Genomic DNA, 18,968 nt, shown 5'->3' with positions numbered 1-18,968 from the left:
AAAGAAATAGGCTGTTTCGTGTATCGAATATATCGATACAGATTCAGCCCACCCCAAAATTTAATTGTTACTATTCAGCGTAAACCCCAATAGTTCTGAATTTATTATAACGATTTTGTATCAATTCATCAGCTGTTAAATTTTTCATCTGTTCTAATGAATCCCTTAGAACTGTCTTCATATTGAGAGCTTGTTGTGCTACATCATTATGCGCCCCACCTAACACTTCAGGGATAATTTCATCTATAATTGCCATTTCCTTTAAGTTCGGTGCAGTAATACGCATAGCTTCTGCAGCTTTTTGTGCTAAAGTCGCATCCTTCCACAAAATTGAAGCAGCTCCTTCTGGTGAAATAACAGACAAAGTTGCATTTTCCAACATGTGGATTTGGTTAGCTACACAAAGAGCAAGTGCACCACCACTACCACCTTCACCTATAACTATACTGATGACTGGAACTTTTAGCCCCGCCATTTCGAATAGATTGCGTGCTATAGCTTCACTTTGTCCACGTTGTTCTGCGGCTTTACCAGGATACGCACCTTTTGTATCAATCATACATATAATTGGTCTTGAAAATTTCTCAGCTTGCTTCATTAGGCGTAGTGCCTTTCTATAGCCTTCCGGATGTGGCATACCGAAGTTACGTCGAATATTCTCTTTTGTATCCTTCCCTCTTTGATGGCCAATAATTGTAATTGGTCGGCCTTCAAAAGAGGCAATACCTCCGATAATCGCCTCATCATCACCAAAGTTTCGATCACCATGAAACTCGATAAAATCATCAAAAATAGCATTTATATAATCTTTTGTAGTTGGGCGTTCAGGATGTCTAGCAATTTGCACTCGGTCCCAAGGTTGGATATTATCATAAATTTCTTTAGCTAATTTACTAAAACGGTCCTCAAGCTGACTAATTTCTTTCGACATATCAACATCTGCATTAGCAGTGAATTCTTTTAATTCATTAATTTTTTCACGAAGCTGCATAAGTGGTGCTTCGAACGGTAAGTATTTCACCATTATTATTGCGCCTCCTTTACGTGAAGCTTAACGATTGTTGAAACTGTTTTGCGCATATCTTTACGATTTACCACCGCATCTAACTGACCGTGTGCCAATAGAAATTCTGCAGTTTGGAAATCCTCTGGTAACTTTTCGCGAACTGTCTGTTCAATAACACGACGTCCCGCAAAGCCAATCAACGCTTTTGGCTCAGCTAAATTGATATCTCCAAGAGATGCAAAACTTGCAGAAACTCCACCAGTTGTTGGGTGTGTCATGATTGAAATAAATAAATTGCCTTCCGCACTATGACGTTGTAAGGCAACACTCGTTTTCGCCATTTGCATAAGAGATAACACGCCTTCTTGCATACGAGCGCCACCGCTCGCTGTGAAAATGATAAATGGTGCACTTAATTCAGTGGCCTTTTCAATTGCACGGGTGATCTTCTCACCAACTACAGAACCCATTGAACCCATACGGAAATGCGAATCCATAATCGCTACTACGATCTGTTCGCCATCTAACTCACCAACACCCGTTAATACTGCTTCATTTAATCCTGTTTTCTTTATATCTGATTGAATCTTTTCTATATAGCTAGGAAACTCTAATGGATTAATAGAATGTAAGTGATCATCCAATGATTTAAATGTGCCTTCATCGAAGAAAATATCAACACGCTCATATGCTGTCATTTTGTAGTGATGGTCGCACTTTGAACAAACTTTTAACCCTTTCACTAAATCTTTTGTTAACTCTACATGACGACAGTCAGGACATTTTGTCATGATTCCTTCTGGCACATCATTTTCTTCACGTTTTATAGAAATACGTGCTTTATTTTTAATTTTATTGGTTTTAAATAAATCTTTTATACTCATAAAATATCTCTCCCCTTATGTAGCAATTCGGTCCATTTTTCAAACCAGCTTATTGCTTCAGCAGTATTTCCTATCATTAATTCACTTATAAAGGTTTGTAACATAGGCTGTTCATGCTCGGTAGAAAGTCCACTATACATCTCTTTTCCATATTGCTTTAACAGAATCCACATTTTCAGTACAAGGCGATTTTCTGATGCGATAACGATTTCCCTCATAACATCTTCGCGCGCAATTACACCTTCAGTTTCAAGATTACGCCACAAACTTTCCCATACTGGTAACTTTCGTAATGTTTCATTTGAAGACACGATACGAATTGCATCACGTTCAAGAATTTTTCGTGTTTCGTTCACATTTTCTAGATCTGTTCCTTCTTGCAAAATGAAGGTAGACAATACTTCTACTAGTTTATGATTTCGAAAATCGGTTAAGAATGTTCCTTCGCCTCTACGCGTTTCAATGAGTCCAAGTAGCTCTAAACTGCGTAGTGCTTCTCTTACAGATGACCTTCCAACATTCAAACGCTCAGCTAGTACACGCTCTGATGGAATTTTACCACCTGCCGGAATATTTTCATCACGTATTAAAGCTCGTAGTTCACTGACAATTTGTAAAAACATTTTAGAAGTTGGTTTTTCTGCACTCATCGAATTTCTCCTTGGACAATATAAGTTGTAAAAAAAGTGGTCTGACCACTTTTGATAATAGCATACATAAAATCTTTCGAAGAGTAAAGTAAAAATAAAAAAACTGTGCGAAAATCACACAGTTTTAGTCGTTTAATCTATTTTTCAGTTAGTTCCGTTATTAATTTTTTTACAATCATCTGCGCCTTACCGTTGCGTGGCTCAACAAAACCTTCTGCCAAAACGATTTGCTCCTCTTGTAACCATTCTTGAATATGGATATATTCACGAGGAAAGATCGTTATTGAAAGCATACCAGATTCATCTTCTAGGTCGATAAACGCCATTTGTTCGCCTTTTTTCGTGCGAATTTGCTTAATCCCAGAAACGATTCCGAGCATTTTCACATATTTTCGACCTTGTATTTCTAAAATATTTGCAGCAGACATTGAATCTATTTGCAACTCTTTCTTTAATTTCAAAATTGGATGCTCTGACATATAAAATCCAAGCACCTCTTTTTCATATTGCAACAATAACTTTTCTGGCATCAAGCTTGCGTCTGCATATTTGGGTTTACCGAATAAAAAATCGCCATCGCTTAATAGACTCTCTTCATCATTTGGTCGATATAAATTCGCATGTTTGACCACCGCTTCAATAGAAGCTAACAGTTGTCCACGATTTCTACCAAAGTCATCCAGCGCTCCGGCTTTTATTAATGGTTCCAATGCTTTTCTAGTGAAATGAACACCTGTCATATCAAGCGCAAAATCAAATAAATCAGCCCAGTTGGAATGACCGTTTTTACGTAGGCTTAAAAGTTTTGTTAAAAATGATTGTGGGACACCTTTTATTGCAGAAAGCGCAAAACGAATAGCACCATTTTCCACTCGAAATGTACGGCCGCTATGATGAACAGATGGTGGCAATACAGTTATTCCTTTTTGTTTTACCTCTTGCAATAAGCGCATAAGACGATCTTGATTTCCTATAGTACTTGTCAAAAGTGCAGCGTAAAAATACGTAGGAAAATTCGCTTTTAGATACGCCATATGATAAGTAATGACACTATATGCAACTGCATGACTTTTTGGGAAACCGTAATTTGCAAAACGAACAATTAAATCGTAAACTTCCACAGCTACTTGCTCAGTAAACCCTTTTGCTACAGAGTTTTTCACGAAATGTTGTTGTTCAGCATCTAATATTTCCTTCTTCTTTTTACTAACTGCTCGACGTAAAATATCTGCTTCTCCCATCGTAAATCCTGCCATCACTGAAGCAATTTGCATGATTTGTTCCTGATACACAATGACACCATACGTCTCTCTTAAAATAGGTTCAAGTACTGGATGTGGCATGATTACAGCTTCGCCACCGTGCTTCCTTTTACTATAAACAGGAATAAAATCCATTGGACCTGGACGATACAGCGCAATGATTGCCACGATATCTTGAAAAGCAGTTGGCGTTATGTCACGTAATGCTTGGCGCATACCATCTGACTCTAATTGGAAAACACCTGTTGTATCGCCTTGTTGCAACAACTTGAAGGTCGAGGGGTCATGTAATGGAATTTTTTCAAAGTCAAGAAACTTCCGTGTATCGTAGTAAATCATTGAACGAATACGCTCTAAAATGGTCAAATTACGTAAACCTAGGAAATCCATTTTTAATAAGCCGATGGATTCTACTTCTTGCATCGGCCACTGCGTTATATAGAGCCCATCGTTACCTGGCTCAATAGGAACAATATTTACTAAAGGCTCTGGAGAAAGTACAACACCCGCGGCATGCGTCGACGCATTTCGTGGCAATCCCTCTAGATTTAAAGCAACTTCAATCCATTTTTGACGTATATCTGAAGCTGCAATCCAATCACGTAATGATATAGATTCCGCTAAAGCTTCTCTCAAGGTAATACCTACCTTATTAGGAATAAGTGAGGAAATTTTTGACAACTCTTCACTGGTGAAGCCAAATACGCGTGCAACATCTCTTGCAACTGCTTTAGCAGATAACGTACCGAATGTAATGATTTGTGATGTATATGTTTTCCCATATTTATCAGAAACATATTGAATCACTTCTTGCCGACGATGATCTGCGAAATCAACGTCAATATCTGGCATGGTAATTCGCTCTGGATTTAAGAAACGTTCGAATAATAAACCATACTGTAGTGGATCAACATCTGTAATACGTAAAGTATAGGCAACAAGTGAACTCGCTGACGAACCACGACCTGGTCCCGTTAAAATTTGCTTACTTTTCGCGTATTGAATATAGTCTGAAACGATTAAAAAGTAATCTGCATAGCCCATTTCTTGAATGATTCCTAATTCATAATGCAGTCTCTCTATATAATCTGCACTGGCATTTGGTACCCGTTCTTGTAGTCCTCTCAAGCTATTCGCTTCAAGTAATGAAAAAGCTGTCTCATTATTTGGCGTTGGAAACTTAGGCATCAAAAATTTGTCGAATGCTAGATCAACCTGACAACTAAGTAACATTTCCTCAGCCGACAAAAGCCACTCAGGATAATCTGCAAACCAATCCTGCCATTGCCTGTTAAAAGGTACAAACTGTTGGCGCTCGCGTGCAGTTAATTGATCGCTAATGTTCATCTTCATCCCTTGTTCAATAGCTTTAGCTACTTCAAAAGAAAAAGCATGTTCCTCACGCATAAATGTACATAGATGAGTCGCACAAATAGGTAATTCTTGTTCGTGGCAATAGCTAATAATATCCTGTTCTATATCAGACTTCAAACCACCAGGTCTGTCGATCCCAACATATAATCTACCTTTACCAAAAATACCTTGTAGTGCTTGTACATCTTCAAACGAACCTTCAGCTATCCAGTCTGGTGAAGTCATAGGTACCATCAGTATGCAACCCTCTTGATACCCCTCAAGCCAGCGTAATGGTAATACTTCTCCTTCCCGAATAGACATAGCGGAAGTTACTTTCAGCAAATGTTGATAACCTTGCTGAGTAGCCGCATACAAAACGACAGATCGTACTTGATGTTCTCTAAATTGCACACGAACGGTTAAACCAATAACTGGATGAATCTCGGCTTTTTTTAATGCACGCCAAAAAGGCAACAAGCCGTACAATTTAGAATTGACGATTGCTGCTGCCTTCGCATGTTCTTGCTGTAAGAAAGAAATGAGCTCCTCAATGCGAATCGTACTTTTTAACATATCCGCAGCCGTCACAATTTGTGGATATACATTTTGCAACTTCATCTCTTCCTTTCGATAGTTAGTATTTTGCACAAAGTTCTTTTAATTTCGAGATAACCTCTTCTGATTCTTCCCATTTATAAATAGTAGCGCCAGATGCCATTGGATGGCCTCCACCATTATATTGTTTTGCAAGAGTATTAATAATTGGTCCTTTTGAACGTAAGCGAACACGAATTTGATCTGCCTCTTCAACAAAAATCACCCAAGCCTTAATCCCTTTAACATTACCTAATGATCCTACTAAAAGAGAAGTATCGGAAGCAGTCACGCCAAATTGCTCTAAAACTTCAATTGTTAATTTAATATAAGCTGCACCATTATCATCCATCACAAAATTTTGGAACATATAACCTTGCATATGCAGCAATTCTCGGCTCAATTCATACATACCATCAAATAATTCTGTACGATCAAAATTATATTTGATTAGTTCCCCAACAGTATTAAATGTCGTTTCTGTTGTACTCGGATAGATAAAACGTCCAGTATCACCAACGATTCCCGCAAATAAGAATCGAGCTGCTTTACTATCCATTTTCCAATCCGCTACTTTTCTACCCTCTGTGAATAGATCATAGATCATCTCACTGCAAGAGCTTGCATTTGTGTTGACCCACAGCATATCTCCATATGCATCATCATTTGGATGATGGTCTATTTTAATTAAAAACTTCCCTTGTTTGTAACGTTGATCATCGACACGCTCAGTATTAGCTGTGTCAGTAACAATGACAAGAGCATTTTCAAACTCTTTATCAGCAACAACCTGAGGCTCTCCAAGAAATGAAAGTGATTCTTCATGTTCACCCGTTGTATATACTGTTTTTTCCGGATAAGTCGCTTGTAAAATAGCTTGCAGACCCATTTGTGAGCCGTACGCGTCTGGATCTGGTCTAACGTGACGATGAATAATAATTGTGTCATATTGTTTAATTGTGTCAATAATTTGTCGTTTCATTTTGATTCTCCTTTAAATGATTGTGAACCCTCTAAATCCCAGCTATACAAAGGTTTGCTTAATAGATTTTATCAAAGGATATATACTGAAAAATTTAATCTCTCATAGTCTCTCTATATAACAAGTTTCCTTTGTTTTTCTACTCGCTTTTTCCTGTATTTATCGTTAAACTAGAGTCAGATTTGCTTTTATAGGAGGAACACCATGTCTAATATTTTGAATGTTGTTCTAGCAATTTTAATTGCTATTACAGTTGTTTTTTATTTTTACCTTAAAACAAAACAATTCCGTTCTGATTTACCTATTCGCAAAAAATGGTATTCGAGTCGTGCGGGTGTAGCTTTAGGTGGCTTATTAGTTATTTTTGGTATCAACCAAATTATTATTTACCACACTACTTTAACGTATATTGTATGTGCAGTTTTAGTTATTTTCGGCCTATTTACTGCGTTTAATTATAATAAACGAGTTCGCCACTATGGACAATTTGTTGAAGAAGAATACCGTTTGAATAAAAAGTGATGCACAGTACTGTGCATCACTTTTTTTGTCGAATTCAATACGTTTAGCGCTCTAATAATTGGAAGGTCATCATCGCTTTACCAACTAAGATAGCTTCACTATAAACTTCGAAATCCATTTTTACAAATTTACGACTCATATCCAAAATGCGTGGTTTTACGACTAATGATGTCTCCATTTGAACCGGTTTCATATGATAAATTGTCATATTCTCTACGACACTTTCACCGCGCTTAAATTTTTTAAGCGCACTAGAACCTGCTTCTACTAGTAAAGTAGTAAATGCACCGTACGAAATGGCACCAAATTGGTTTGTCATTTGAGGTGTTACGGTAAACTCTACTGTAGTTTCCTCAGTGTCTCGCGCCATCTTGATTTCATTTTTTACTAGGTCATCTATTGTTTCACCATGTTGAGGCTGCCTTTGCGCCATTTGTAACGCCTTTAAAACATCCTGACGGCTAATCACACCTTGTAACAATCCTTGATCATTGACTACCGGTAGTAAATCAATGCCTTCCCAGATCATTCGATGCCCTGCCGTTGCAACACTAGTTTTCATCGACACTGTAATAGGATTACGTGTCATTAGTCGATCAATAGGGTCATCATCTTGTTTACCAATTACATCACGTGAGGTCACGATACCAACAATTTTATGATGCTTATCCACTACCGGAAATCCTCCATGAGTCGTTGAAGCATTTAATAAATGATACTCGCGAACCGTATCCGTCGATTTTAAGAAAGCAGTATCTTTCATTGAGACGAAAATATCTTCAATTAATAAAATCTCTTTCTTAATCAATTGGTCATAAATAGCACGGTTAATCATTGTTGCTACAGTAAACGTATCGTAACTAGTCGAAATAATTGGTAATTCTAACTCGTCAGCAAGTCTTTTTGTTTCTTCCGCCGTATCAAAGCCGCCTGTTATCAAAACAGCCGCACCTTCTTTTAGGGCGTTTTCATGCGTACGACCACGGTTCCCAACAATTAAAAGACTACCTGCATCGGTATAACGCATCATATCCTCAAGCTTCATCGCACCGATGACAAATTTCGTCAGTGTTTTATGCAAACCATCTTTACCGCCTAGAACTTGTCCATCCACTATATTAACGATTTCAGCAAAAGTAAGTCTTTCAATATTCTCTTTTTTCTTCTTCTCTATTCGAATCGTTCCAACACGCTCAATCGTGCTAACGAGTCTTCTCGTTTCTGCTTCTTTAATTGCACGATAAGCAGTTCCTTCACTCACGGAAATATCCTTTGCGATTTGTCGCACAGAAATTTTATCCCCTACAGGAAGTGATTCTATATATTGAAGAATCTTCTCATGTTTTGTAGCCATAAAATCACCTATTTTCCAACATCATTGTTGCTTAAGTGTACCACATTCTGGTCATATTCATTAGTTGAAAAACCAATAAAGACATATTCTTTCAGGTTTTTTAATCAAATCTCCAGTTCTTCTCCTGGATTCAATACTTTCACTTCAGTTATCGACACCATTTCAGCAAAGTTATTTGGATCCTGTTCGATAACCGGGAATGTATTATAATGCACGGGAACGACAACTTTCGGTTTCAAAAATGAGACCGCATATGCTGCATCTTCAGGTCCCATTGTAAAATTATCTCCAATTGGCAAAAATGCTAGGTCAATTGGATGGCGCTCCCCTATTAATTTCATATCGCTAAATAACGCTGTATCTCCTGCATGATAAACTGTCTTACCCTCTGCAAAAAATAAAATACCAGATGGCATACCTGTATAAATAATTTCACGATTCTCTGTCGTATAGGAAGAGCCGTGGAATGCTTGTGTCAATTTAACTTTTCCAAAATCAAATACATGAGAGCCCCCTATATGTAGTGGATGCGTTCTAACGCCTTGCCAGGACAAATAACTCGCTAGTTCATCAGGTGCGACTACTAAAGCATCAACTGCTTTTGCAATCTCCACCGTATCCCCGACATGGTCATTATGTCCATGCGTCAGTAAAATCACATCCGGCTTTTGGTCTTCCACTTTTAAATCTGTTAATTTGTTACCTTTAATAAAAGGATCGATTAAAATCGTATAACCATTCACCTGAATCTTCACAATTGAATGCCCGTGATATGAAACTTTCATAATTAAATCCTCCTAATATTTCGACTTACAAAAAATATTCGTTATCAATACGTTTTCTCCTTCTTTTTTGGTATTCTAATAATATAGTACCTTAGGCGCTCGTTTAGCCATGGTCTATTAAATCAATCCAAGGGGGATTAATAATGGGTAAAATACAAACTATTTCAAACTATTTAAAAGAACAAAGTATTGACGCTGCATTTGTAACAACACCTGATAATGTGTTTTATGTATCTGGATTTAAAAGTAATCCACACGAAAGACTACTTGGAGTAATGATTTTCCAAGATGCTGAACCATTTTTAATTTGCCCTAAAATGGAAGTACCTGATGCTAAAGCTGCAGGCTGGTCTCATGAAGTAGTTGGTCATGAAGACACTGATAATGCATGGGCACTATTACATCAAGCAGCAGAAGCACGTGGACTTTCATTACAAAATATTGCAATCGAAAAATCACATTTAACTGTTGAACGTTTAGAAGCTCTTAATGACTTTTTCCCTGCCACAAAATTTGTTGGTTTTGATGACCAACTAAACAACATGCGTTTAGTGAAATCAGAAGAAGAGCTTGAAAACTTACGACAAGCAGCTGCTCTTGCAGATTATGCTATTGAAGTAGGTTGTAGTGAAATTGCTGAAGGTAAAACTGAACTTGAAATATTATCTGCCATTGAACTAGCTATGAAGAAAAAAGGCGTGTATATGTCATTCGACACAATGGTTTTAAGTGGTAAGAAAACTGCTTCTCCACATGGTAATCCTGGTGAACGTAAAATTGAAAAAGGCGATTTCATCTTATTTGATCTAGGTGTTGTCTATAATGGCTATTGCTCTGATATTACACGTACAGTGTCATTTGGTGAGCCAACATCCGCTCAAAAAGAAATTTATGAAGCTGTTCGCAACGCCAACGAATCTGCTATTGAAGCTGTTAAACCTGGCGTTCGTGCGATGGATTTAGATAAGATTTCTCGTGACGTGATTACTGATGCTGGCTACGGCGAATATTTCACACACCGTCTAGGTCACGGTTTGGGCATTTCTGTACATGAATTCCCATCTGTTCACGGTGCAAACGAAATGGCTCTTCAAGAAGGAATGGTATTTACAATCGAACCTGGTATTTACAAAGGGGATGTTACTGGTGTTCGTATCGAAGACGACGTATATGTAACAAAAGATGGCGTGGAAGTTCTAACGAAATATCCAAAAGAACTAATCATTCTTTAGTAACAAAAAGGACTACTCATCTATTGAGTAGTCCTTTTTCATATAAAAGCCACTTAGTAAAATTACTAAGTGACTCTTGCTTTCATTATCTTAATAATGTATTTGCATCTACATAAGGATGGTTTAATGCTTCTGCAACAGCTGCAAAAGTGACATGACCATCTAGCGTATTTAATCCTTTTTTCAATGCTTCATTGTCTAAGCAAGCTTGTTGATAGCCTTTGTTTGCAATTTGCAAAGCGTAAGGAACAGTATTGTTTGTAAGAGCCATTGTTGAAGTACGTGGCACAGCTCCTGGCATATTTGCTACTGCATAATGCACTACTCCATGTTTCACATAAGTAGGATTATCATGGGTAGTAATACGATCAGAAGTTTCGAAAATACCACCTTGGTCAATTGCAATATCAACTACTACAGAACCAGGTGACATTGACTTGATCATTTCTTCTGTTACAAGCTTAGGCGCTTTTGCACCTGGAATAAGCACTGCTCCAATTACTAAATCTGAATTTTTTACAGACTCAGCAATATTGAATGGATTTGAAATAAGAGTTTGAACATCACGACCAAATTGGTCATCTAATACGCGTAAACGTTCTGGGCTTAGGTCGATTATTGCTACGTCAGCACCCATACCAATTGCAATTTGCGCTGCGTTTGCACCAGCCATTCCTCCACCAATAATAGTGACTTTACCACGTGTTACTCCTGGTACACCACCAAGAAGAATACCTTTACCGCCTTCCATTTTCTCAAGATACTGAGCACCAATTTGAGTTGCCATGCGTCCTGCAACTTCACTCATCGGTGTTAATAAAGGCAATGATCTATTTGGAAGTTGCACTGTTTCGTAAGCAATCCCTACAACTTTTTTATCAAGCAATGCTTGTGTTAATTCTGGCTCTGGTGCTAAGTGTAAATAAGTAAACAGAATAAGTCCTTCATGGAAATAACCATATTCAGATGCAACTGGTTCCTTTACCTTCATCACCATTTCTTGAGACCAAGCTTCTTCAGCTGTCCCTACAATATGTGCCCCAGCAGCTAAATAATCTTCATCTCCAAAACCAGATCCTAGACCGGCTCCCTTTTCGATGAATACTTCATGTCCGAAAACTGTTAAGTTGACCACCCCAGCAGGTGTCATAGCAACACGGTTTTCATTGTTTTTAATCTCTTTTGGAATACCAATCTTCATAATCCATCCTCCTAATTGTGAAAAGATATTAACTCTTGTTGTATTAATAAAATGAACAAGTAACTCTACTTAAAAACAAGTTCATTCTAACAGATTTTAACACTCATTTGTGTATTAATTTAGAAAATTATATTTTTTAATAATTCTATCAATATAAGTCTTTTGCAAAATTCAATATTCATACCCAATTGTTCACACTTTTTTTGGAAAGCCTTCACAATAACTTCAATATTATGGTGTTTATTTGTTTCTATTGGGTGGTATAATAATATTAAATATAAAGGAGGAATTACATATGACATTATCTTATAACAATATCATCGTGGCTGTAGACGGTTCTGCAGAAGCAAAATGGGCGTTCAAAAAAGCTGTTGGAATTGCTAAACGTAACAACGCAACGTTAAATTTAGTAAACGTAATCGACACTCGTTCTTTTGCTGCTGTTGAAGCATATGACCGTTCAATTGCTGAACGCGCTCAAACTTTTGCTCAAGAATTGCTTGCTGGCTATAAAAAAGATGCTGAAACAGCTGGTGTAGAAAATGTTAAAGTTTTAATCGAATACGGTTCCCCAAAAACAATTATTACAAAAGAAATCTCTAAAAAATACGAAGTAGATTTAATCATTTGTGGTGCAACAGGTTTAAATGCTGTTGAACGCTTCCTAATCGGTAGTGTTTCTGAAAACATCGTTCGCTCTGCTAAATGTGATGTACTTGTAGTACGTACACCAGAACCTGACGCTGAATAGTTATTAAATAAAAAGAGGCTCCTAATAATAATTAGGGTCTCTTTTTTACGTATTATTTCTGCTCTTTTTTCCAAATTTGTACTTTTGTAAAGAACATTTCTAACGCTTGCTTATTCGTCATACTAGGCACTTTAGCAAGTAGTACTTCTTTCACAGGCTTTCCATCAGTACTTTTCTTTTGTAAGATAAATAAACTCTTCGAATGTGCTTTATTTGAAAAAAGTGAACTCGGTAATTGAATTACTGCTTGAATCCACACTGTTTTTTGTAAATATTTATACAAACCTTGTGCTTGTTCTGATTCAAAAATATTCTCTGGTACTAAGAAGAATAAATATCCGCCATCCTTCGAATATTTTAACGACTGCTCGATAAATAAGTGATGCGCATATGTCATACCTTCAGTAGACTTCAATTCAAATTCTTTTGCTACTTCTTCATTTGGATAATACCCTACTGGTAAATCACAGACTACTGCATCAACCGGATCTATCATTAAATTTTGCAATGCGTCTTGACGGAAAAGTGAAACTGGCTGCTCTGTTAAATCAGCTGCCGCGGCCGCTAATTGAATTAGTAGCTCGTCAATATCTACTCCAACTCCATCTGCACGGTCTTGTAATAAATTCATCACGGTTAATAGCAAATTCCCCGTACCAACTGCTGGATCAAGAAGTTTGATTTTAGCACCATCATTCTCTTCACTATCCATAAATTGTTCCACGAAATAACCAACTAATAACCCCAATGCATCTGGAGTCATTTGGTGATTAGGTTGTGCGTTTTCACGCATCCCTTTTAAAATAGCCAGTTGAATCGCCTTACGAATATCTTCTTTTGAAGCCACTTTTCCAGCCGGTACATTATCGCCATCTAACCATGCATTCAATACTTCTAAAACACTATCTAAATAGGTTAATTCTTGTTCTTTCTCTATCTTCTGAGCATTGTCATTAATAAAAGAAAAGAGTTTTTCAATTGTTTCCATATATACTCCTTCAAACGTGAAACCCACTCATAAAAGACAGAGTGGGTTTCATGTTGTTTTAATTATTAGAATCCTTATTTCACTAGTTCTTTAACAGCTGCTAATGCACCTTCATAATCTGGGTGGTTTGTACCTTCTGATACATACTCTGCATAAACAACTTTTCCATCTTGGTCTACAACGAAAACAGAACGCGCTAATAAACGAAGTTCTTTCATATGTACACCATAAGCATCACCGAATGACATATTACGGTGATCCGATAGTGTATAAACATTTTCGATTCCGTTCGCACCGCACCAGCGTTTTTGAGCGAATGGTAAGTCACATGAAATTGTTAAAATGGCTACGTCTTCGCCTAACTCAGAAGCAGCTTCATTGAAACGACGTGTTTGTGCATCACAAACACCTGTGTCAATTGAAGGTACTACGCTTATTAAACGAATTTTACCTTCATAATCTTGTAATGTTTTTTCAGAAAGATCTGGAGCTACCACTGTAAAAGCAGGTGCTTGATCACCTGCTTTTACTTCGTTACCTACTAATGTTACAGGGTTATTTTTAAATGTTACTTGTACCATTTCAACGCCTCCTTGTATTTAATCTTACTCGAAGCTTTTAGGCTCTTGCAACTGAGAAACCTCAGAATCGACTGCTTCTTTATTAATTGATAGATTTTCCTCTTCTTTTGATTCAGCAACAGTAGTTTTTTTATGTTCCACTCGTACCATCTTATCATGTTTTTCATAAGTATTTTCATGAACTACAATTGTATCTGCAATATAATCATGTAATCCTTTTTTATTTGGTGTAAAAGCTACCATCCAGTAGATGACTGGTAAAGTAGCAGAAAAGAATCGCCCAATCCATTCTCGGAAAATAACCGTACCCCACTTTAACTTTTCTTCCTTTACATGGACCACTTTCAGTCCAAAGACCATTTTCCCTACTGTTTGATTCCAAAATTTCGTCATAATAACAAAATATAAATAGAAAATAACACTAGAAACAATTGCTACAGGTGCATACCATGGCGCATTATCAGTATCGATTCCAAGTATAGTCACAATCGGATTCACTGTTAAGCCAGAAATTGCACTAATGATAGCTAAATCTAATAAATAAGCCCAAAACCTCACCCAGAAGCCTGCTGGTTTTAACTGATATTGTTCTATTTTTCTAACCTGTACCGGCTCTTGACTAATCGTGTGTACCTCAACAAATTCCGTCAATTTTCATCGCCCCTTACTCATCACCGTACATATACATCATACGTGGTGCAGAATTGTAGTTAGAAAGAATTTTACTAATTGCTTGTGTTTCAGCAGAGGCGCCAAATAGATTGTTCATTTTCACAGAGAATAGTGAAGTCCAATCTTCTGAAGTAGCATATTCAAAAACTTCAGCACCTTCTAGTTTATGATCCTTTTTCATCGCTTCAATCGTATCTTCTGCATAACCAAATTCATCAGCTAAGCCAGCTTTAATAGCCTGTGTACCATTTAATACTCGACCATCAGCAACTTTCTTAACATCTTTTTCACTCATGCCACGGCCATCTTCAATAACATCAACAAAACGTTCATAAGAATCATTAATCATTTCCTGTAACATATCGCGCTCATCAGACGTCATTTCACGTGTAGAGCTCATTATATCTTTGTACTTACCTGTTTTGATTGTTTGAAATTCAATTCCATATTTTTCTGCTAATTTACCGTAATTCAAGCCTTGCATGATTACACCAATTGATCCAGTCATCGTCTCTTCATCTAAAAAGATTTTATCAGCTGGTGCTGAAATATAATAACCACCTGAAGCAGCCATTGATCCCATAGATACATACAATGGAATTTCACGATTCTGTTGAAGTTCTTTTATCTTGTCATAAATCTGTTTCGATTCAATAACAGTACCACCTGGTGAGTTTACTTTTAATACTACACCTTTAACAGATTTATCATCTATAATCGACTCTAATTGATTCATAAAGAACTGATGATTATAGCTTGCAGCTCCGCCTAGTAAAGAACCAGAACCTCCGTTGTCTTGAATTGTACCGTTTACGGATAAAACAGCAATTCTTTTATTTAAGTCACCTGATTCGATTGGCATTTCACTGTATGTAGTACCATTAGACATATTAAGCACGTTATCGAATTTTGATGTAAAATCCGTCGTAGCAACTTTTAATACAGTATTTACACCAATCGAAGTAACGAATAATAATGCAGCTGCTCCTAAAGCGATCCATCTTTTTGTATTCATCTTCTCTTTTCCTCCTTTTGCCTTCTATTAACTTACGAACCAAACTTCTAAATGTTTCGATTTTTTTCAAATTACTAATTTTTAGATTTTCTTACTTCTATAATTTTAGTAATTGAAAATAATATTAATGCTACCCAAATGAATGAAAATGATAATAAATCTATTCCACTAAATGATTCCCCATAAACAATTACACCTAAAAATAACATTATAGTTGGTGATACATATTGGATAAATCCAACTAAATATAATGGAATCTTCTGCGCTCCAGTAGCAAATAATATTAATGGCACCGCAGTTACAATACCCGTTCCAATAATAAGTACATCCGTTTTCAAATCAGTATGTAAAAATGAAATATTTCCGTGGAAATAAACATAAACATAATATGCCACGGCGACAGGTAATATAAAGAATGTCTCTAAAACTAATCCCCTTGTGGCATCAACTAACACTTTCTTTTTCAGTAAACCATACACACCAAATGTCAATGCTAAACCGAATGACAGCCAAGGAATCTGACCATATGAAATAACTAATATTAAAACGCCAATTGCGGCAATTATGAAAGACAATACTTGTGCTTTAGATAGTTTTTCTTTTAAAAAGAATATCCCTAATAAGACAGATACTAATGGATTCATATAGTAACCTAAGCTTGACTCGACGATATGATTATTATTAACAGCCCATATGTATAAAAACCAATTTAGTGAAATTAAATAAGCTGCAGTAACGAGTAACCAAAATGATTTTGGTTGTTGCCATAACTGTTTAAAATCCAATAATAACGTTTTTCCTTGCTTCATGATGACCACAAATAATAACGTTAAAATAAATGACCAAATTACTCGTCCTGCTAAAACCTCTTCGCTTGCAACATGTTGTAACCCTTTCCAATAAAGTGGAAAGATCCCCCATATTATATAAGCTCCTAAGGCAGAAAGTATACCTTTCTTTTCTTCTTGCATAGTAACACCTCTTTCTATATTAAGTTTATAGATTACCGCTATAATTATATGACTTTAGTGTGCGAAAGTAAACGTAACATAAAAAAGAAGGCCTATCCCTCTGCGATATTGCAGTGACTATAGACCTTCTAATTCGCAACCATTATGCTTTATTTAATTCTAGATTTCTTAATTCAACACGACGGATTTTACCCGAAGTTGTCTTAGGTAATTCATCTATAAACTCAATCGCTCTCGGATATTTATAAGGAGCTGTTAGCTGTTTCACATGGTCTTGTAACTCTTGAATAAGAGTAGTTGAACCTTTATCTTCTTTATTTTTTAAAACGACAAATGCTTTTACGATATTACCGCGAATCTCATCTGGACTTGCAATCACCGCGCACTCTTGTACTGCAGGGTGTTTAACTAAAGCATCCTCTACTTCAAATGGTCCAATTGTATATCCTGAACTAATAATAATATCGTCAGAACGCCCTTCAAACCAGAAATATCCATCTTCATCCTTTTTAGCTTGATCTCCTGTAATGTAATAATCACCACGGAATTGCATGCTAGTTCTTTCCGGATCTTTTAAATACTCTTTAAAAAGGGCAGGCGTTGATACATGAACAGCGATATCGCCAACTTCGCCAGCCTCGCATGGTTTACCATATTCATCAACAACATCAACGATATTGCCTGGTGTTGGTTTCCCCATTGAACCTGATCTTGCTTCCATTCCCTTCATCGTACCGACTAATAATGTATTTTCTGTTTGCCCATAGCCATCTCTCACTTCTAAGTCAAAAAGTCTGGCAAACACATCGATTACCTCGCGATTTAACGGTTCTCCTGCAGAAACGGCACTGTGTAATGCAGTTAGATTATATTCTCCTAAACCGTCCACTTTCGCCATAATACGATATTCCGTTGGTGTACAGCATAATGCATTTACTTTATTTTTTTCTAATAGTTGCAGGTATTTTGTTGCTTCAAATTTGCCATTATAAACAAAACCAGTAGCTCCACTTCCTAATACCGATAGAAACGGGCTCCAAATCCATTTTTGCCAACCAGGACTTGCAGTTGCCCATACTAGATCACCATCTTCAATACCAAGCCAATGAGCTGCCGCTGTTTTTAAATGTGCGTAAGCCCAACCGTGCGTATGGACAACACCTTTAGGATTCCCTGTAGTACCACTTGTATATGATAAAAACGCCATATCTGTATTTTTTGTCGGTGCCATTTCAAATTGTTCAGATGTTGTTTCTGCTTCTTGAATAAGTTCAATCCATGGTTTATGTGCTTGACCAATAACAAAAAGTTTTAAGCCTTCTAAATGTTTTACTTCATCAAATTGTTCAATATATGGCTCATAAGAAACAATGGCTTTGGCTTCACTATGTACAAGGCGATAATCGATATCCTTAGCACGTAACATTTCAGAACTAGGAATGACAACTAATCCTGCTTTTAGTGCAGCTACATAAGTAACATATGCTTCGATTAAACGAGGCACCATAATAAGGATTACATCACCTTTTTTTAAGCCATGGTTAGTAAATACATTCGCCACTTTATTTGCCTTTTTTATTAAACCAGCATAAGTGATTTCATCTGTATTACCGTTTTCGTTTTCATAAACAATGGCTTTCCTTGCCTCATCATGTATATACTTTTCAAATTCCACAACTAAATTATAGTCTTCTGGCGCAAGTAAATCTTCGCGTTTCATGAAAAACTCCCCCTTAAGATGCTCATATTAAGAACATTTATATTATACAGAAAATTCAAAATTTGCACAACTCACATACACCATCAAGTCTTAGTACTAGGTAACAAAAATAACATAAAAAGAAGCCGATGACAAATCTGCCACCGGCTTCTCCTTTGGTTACATAATCATTTGATTATTTGTTGTAACCTTTTAATTGTTGCTCTGCCATTTGCACTAATCGCTTAGTGATTTCTCCGCCAACGGAACCGTTAGCACGCGATGATGCGTCTGGACCAAGTTGCACTCCGAATTCTTGTGCGATTTCGTATTTCATTTGGTCGATCGCTTGTTTAGCACCTGCTACTTCAAGTGGATTTGAATTTGAATTTGCCATGTGTATCACCTCCTTGTGAATATAGAATGCGCTGAAGGAGGGATTTCATACGGGCAAATTACAGGA

Annotated in this window: 18 protein-coding genes; 3 read left to right on the top strand and 15 right to left on the bottom strand. The window is 36.8% G+C overall.

What is annotated here, in order from left to right; all coding sequences use genetic code 11:
• Window positions 1–70: 70 nt before the first annotated feature.
• The 5 genes from accA to BK137_RS04510 all read right to left on the bottom strand — a co-directional run bounded on the left by accA (window position 71) and on the right by BK137_RS04510 (window position 6,734).
• The gene (gene accA, locus BK137_RS04530; RefSeq protein ID WP_038187785.1) at window positions 71–1,024 is read right to left on the bottom strand and encodes an acetyl-CoA carboxylase carboxyl transferase subunit alpha; all 954 of its coding nucleotides are present in this window, start codon (window positions 1,022–1,024) and stop codon (window positions 71–73) included.
• Between the two features lie 2 nt (window positions 1,025–1,026).
• Complete coding sequence (accD, locus tag BK137_RS04525; protein ID WP_038187786.1) at window positions 1,027–1,890, bottom strand: acetyl-CoA carboxylase, carboxyltransferase subunit beta; 864 nt, start codon at window positions 1,888–1,890, stop codon at window positions 1,027–1,029.
• Window positions 1,887–2,540, bottom strand: a complete 654-nt coding sequence (locus BK137_RS04520) for a FadR/GntR family transcriptional regulator (protein WP_038187787.1) — start codon at window positions 2,538–2,540, stop codon at window positions 1,887–1,889. The genes accD and BK137_RS04520 overlap by 4 nt, the downstream gene beginning before the upstream one ends.
• Before the next feature lie 137 nt (window positions 2,541–2,677).
• On the bottom strand, window positions 2,678–5,770 hold the full coding sequence (gene dnaE, locus BK137_RS04515; protein WP_143691001.1) for a DNA polymerase III subunit alpha: 3,093 nt from the start codon (window positions 5,768–5,770) through the stop codon (window positions 2,678–2,680).
• 22 nt (window positions 5,771–5,792) lie between these two features.
• Window positions 5,793–6,734 (bottom strand): DHH family phosphoesterase, encoded by a 942-nt coding sequence (locus BK137_RS04510; protein ID WP_038187788.1) that lies wholly within the window; start codon window positions 6,732–6,734, stop codon window positions 5,793–5,795.
• Window positions 6,735–6,938: 204 nt separating this feature from the next.
• Here BK137_RS04510 and BK137_RS04505 point away from each other — a divergent pair, with 204 nt between their 5' ends.
• Complete coding sequence (locus BK137_RS04505) at window positions 6,939–7,256, top strand: YtpI family protein (RefSeq protein WP_038187789.1); 318 nt, start codon at window positions 6,939–6,941, stop codon at window positions 7,254–7,256.
• Window positions 7,257–7,299: 43 nt separating this feature from the next.
• On the opposite strand, the gene BK137_RS04500 is transcribed toward BK137_RS04505, so the two are convergent.
• The gene (locus tag BK137_RS04500; RefSeq protein ID WP_038187790.1) at window positions 7,300–8,610 is read right to left on the bottom strand and encodes a DRTGG domain-containing protein; all 1,311 of its coding nucleotides are present in this window, start codon (window positions 8,608–8,610) and stop codon (window positions 7,300–7,302) included.
• A gap of 104 nt (window positions 8,611–8,714) precedes the next feature.
• Complete coding sequence (locus BK137_RS04495; RefSeq protein WP_038187791.1) at window positions 8,715–9,395, bottom strand: metal-dependent hydrolase; 681 nt, start codon at window positions 9,393–9,395, stop codon at window positions 8,715–8,717.
• Window positions 9,396–9,538: 143 nt separating this feature from the next.
• Here BK137_RS04495 and BK137_RS04490 point away from each other — a divergent pair, with 143 nt between their 5' ends.
• Complete coding sequence (locus BK137_RS04490) at window positions 9,539–10,627, top strand: M24 family metallopeptidase (RefSeq protein WP_038187794.1); 1,089 nt, start codon at window positions 9,539–9,541, stop codon at window positions 10,625–10,627.
• A gap of 85 nt (window positions 10,628–10,712) precedes the next feature.
• Here the strand turns inward: BK137_RS04490 and ald are convergent, their stop codons facing one another.
• Complete coding sequence (gene ald / locus BK137_RS04485; protein ID WP_038187804.1) at window positions 10,713–11,828, bottom strand: alanine dehydrogenase; 1,116 nt, start codon at window positions 11,826–11,828, stop codon at window positions 10,713–10,715.
• A gap of 295 nt (window positions 11,829–12,123) precedes the next feature.
• Between ald and BK137_RS04480 the strand changes: the two genes are divergently transcribed.
• Entirely contained in the window at window positions 12,124–12,579 is a 456-nt protein-coding gene (locus BK137_RS04480; RefSeq protein WP_038187813.1) for a universal stress protein, read from the top strand.
• Window positions 12,580–12,631: 52 nt separating this feature from the next.
• On the opposite strand, the gene BK137_RS04475 is transcribed toward BK137_RS04480, so the two are convergent.
• From BK137_RS04475 to BK137_RS04445, 7 genes are all read right to left on the bottom strand, one after another.
• On the bottom strand, window positions 12,632–13,567 hold the full coding sequence (locus BK137_RS04475; protein ID WP_038187824.1) for a class I SAM-dependent methyltransferase: 936 nt from the start codon (window positions 13,565–13,567) through the stop codon (window positions 12,632–12,634).
• 74 nt (window positions 13,568–13,641) lie between these two features.
• The gene (gene tpx, locus BK137_RS04470) at window positions 13,642–14,148 is read right to left on the bottom strand and encodes a thiol peroxidase (protein WP_038187829.1); all 507 of its coding nucleotides are present in this window, start codon (window positions 14,146–14,148) and stop codon (window positions 13,642–13,644) included.
• A gap of 24 nt (window positions 14,149–14,172) precedes the next feature.
• Window positions 14,173–14,799 carry an RDD family protein gene (locus BK137_RS04465; RefSeq protein ID WP_076034307.1) on the bottom strand — a complete coding sequence of 209 codons (627 nt, stop codon included), beginning with the start codon at window positions 14,797–14,799 and terminating at the stop codon, window positions 14,173–14,175.
• Window positions 14,800–14,812: 13 nt separating this feature from the next.
• Window positions 14,813–15,835, bottom strand: coding sequence for a signal peptide peptidase SppA (sppA, locus tag BK137_RS04460; protein WP_038187834.1), 1,023 nt, complete (start codon window positions 15,833–15,835; stop codon window positions 14,813–14,815).
• A gap of 74 nt (window positions 15,836–15,909) precedes the next feature.
• Window positions 15,910–16,806 (bottom strand): EamA family transporter RarD, encoded by an 897-nt coding sequence (gene rarD, locus BK137_RS04455; protein ID WP_038187840.1) that lies wholly within the window; start codon window positions 16,804–16,806, stop codon window positions 15,910–15,912.
• 142 nt (window positions 16,807–16,948) lie between these two features.
• On the bottom strand, window positions 16,949–18,526 hold the full coding sequence (mbcS, locus tag BK137_RS04450; RefSeq protein ID WP_038187842.1) for an acyl-CoA synthetase MbcS: 1,578 nt from the start codon (window positions 18,524–18,526) through the stop codon (window positions 16,949–16,951).
• Between the two features lie 175 nt (window positions 18,527–18,701).
• Complete coding sequence (locus BK137_RS04445; protein WP_038187843.1) at window positions 18,702–18,902, bottom strand: alpha/beta-type small acid-soluble spore protein; 201 nt, start codon at window positions 18,900–18,902, stop codon at window positions 18,702–18,704.
• Between the last annotated feature and the right edge of the window lie 66 nt (window positions 18,903–18,968).

This window comes from Viridibacillus arenosi (genome assembly GCF_001955655.1).
In the GTDB taxonomy this organism is placed as follows: domain Bacteria; phylum Bacillota; class Bacilli; order Bacillales_A; family Planococcaceae; genus Viridibacillus; species Viridibacillus arenosi.
Note: the sequence above shows the minus strand (reverse complement) of the source record. Positions and strands in the feature narration are given on the sequence as shown.

Excerpts from the sequence above, each read along its gene's own strand:
- accA (WP_038187785.1), bottom strand. The coding sequence starts at position 1,024 with ATGGTGAAATACTTACCGTTCGAAGCACCACTTATGCAGCTTCGTGAA.
- accD (WP_038187786.1), bottom strand. The coding sequence starts at position 1,890 with ATGAGTATAAAAGATTTATTTAAAACCAATAAAATTAAAAATAAAGCA.
- BK137_RS04520 (WP_038187787.1), bottom strand. The coding sequence starts at position 2,540 with ATGAGTGCAGAAAAACCAACTTCTAAAATGTTTTTACAAATTGTCAGT.
- BK137_RS04510 (WP_038187788.1), bottom strand. The coding sequence starts at position 6,734 with ATGAAACGACAAATTATTGACACAATTAAACAATATGACACAATTATT.
- BK137_RS04505 (WP_038187789.1), top strand. The coding sequence starts at position 6,939 with ATGTCTAATATTTTGAATGTTGTTCTAGCAATTTTAATTGCTATTACA.
- BK137_RS04500 (WP_038187790.1), bottom strand. The coding sequence starts at position 8,610 with ATGGCTACAAAACATGAGAAGATTCTTCAATATATAGAATCACTTCCT.
- BK137_RS04495 (WP_038187791.1), bottom strand. The coding sequence starts at position 9,395 with ATGAAAGTTTCATATCACGGGCATTCAATTGTGAAGATTCAGGTGAAT.
- BK137_RS04490 (WP_038187794.1), top strand. The coding sequence starts at position 9,539 with ATGGGTAAAATACAAACTATTTCAAACTATTTAAAAGAACAAAGTATT.
- ald (WP_038187804.1), bottom strand. The coding sequence starts at position 11,828 with ATGAAGATTGGTATTCCAAAAGAGATTAAAAACAATGAAAACCGTGTT.
- BK137_RS04480 (WP_038187813.1), top strand. The coding sequence starts at position 12,124 with ATGACATTATCTTATAACAATATCATCGTGGCTGTAGACGGTTCTGCA.
- BK137_RS04475 (WP_038187824.1), bottom strand. The coding sequence starts at position 13,567 with ATGGAAACAATTGAAAAACTCTTTTCTTTTATTAATGACAATGCTCAG.
- tpx (WP_038187829.1), bottom strand. The coding sequence starts at position 14,148 with ATGGTACAAGTAACATTTAAAAATAACCCTGTAACATTAGTAGGTAAC.
- sppA (WP_038187834.1), bottom strand. The coding sequence starts at position 15,835 with ATGAATACAAAAAGATGGATCGCTTTAGGAGCAGCTGCATTATTATTC.
- rarD (WP_038187840.1), bottom strand. The coding sequence starts at position 16,806 with ATGCAAGAAGAAAAGAAAGGTATACTTTCTGCCTTAGGAGCTTATATA.
- mbcS (WP_038187842.1), bottom strand. The coding sequence starts at position 18,526 with ATGAAACGCGAAGATTTACTTGCGCCAGAAGACTATAATTTAGTTGTG.
- BK137_RS04445 (WP_038187843.1), bottom strand. The coding sequence starts at position 18,902 with ATGGCAAATTCAAATTCAAATCCACTTGAAGTAGCAGGTGCTAAACAA.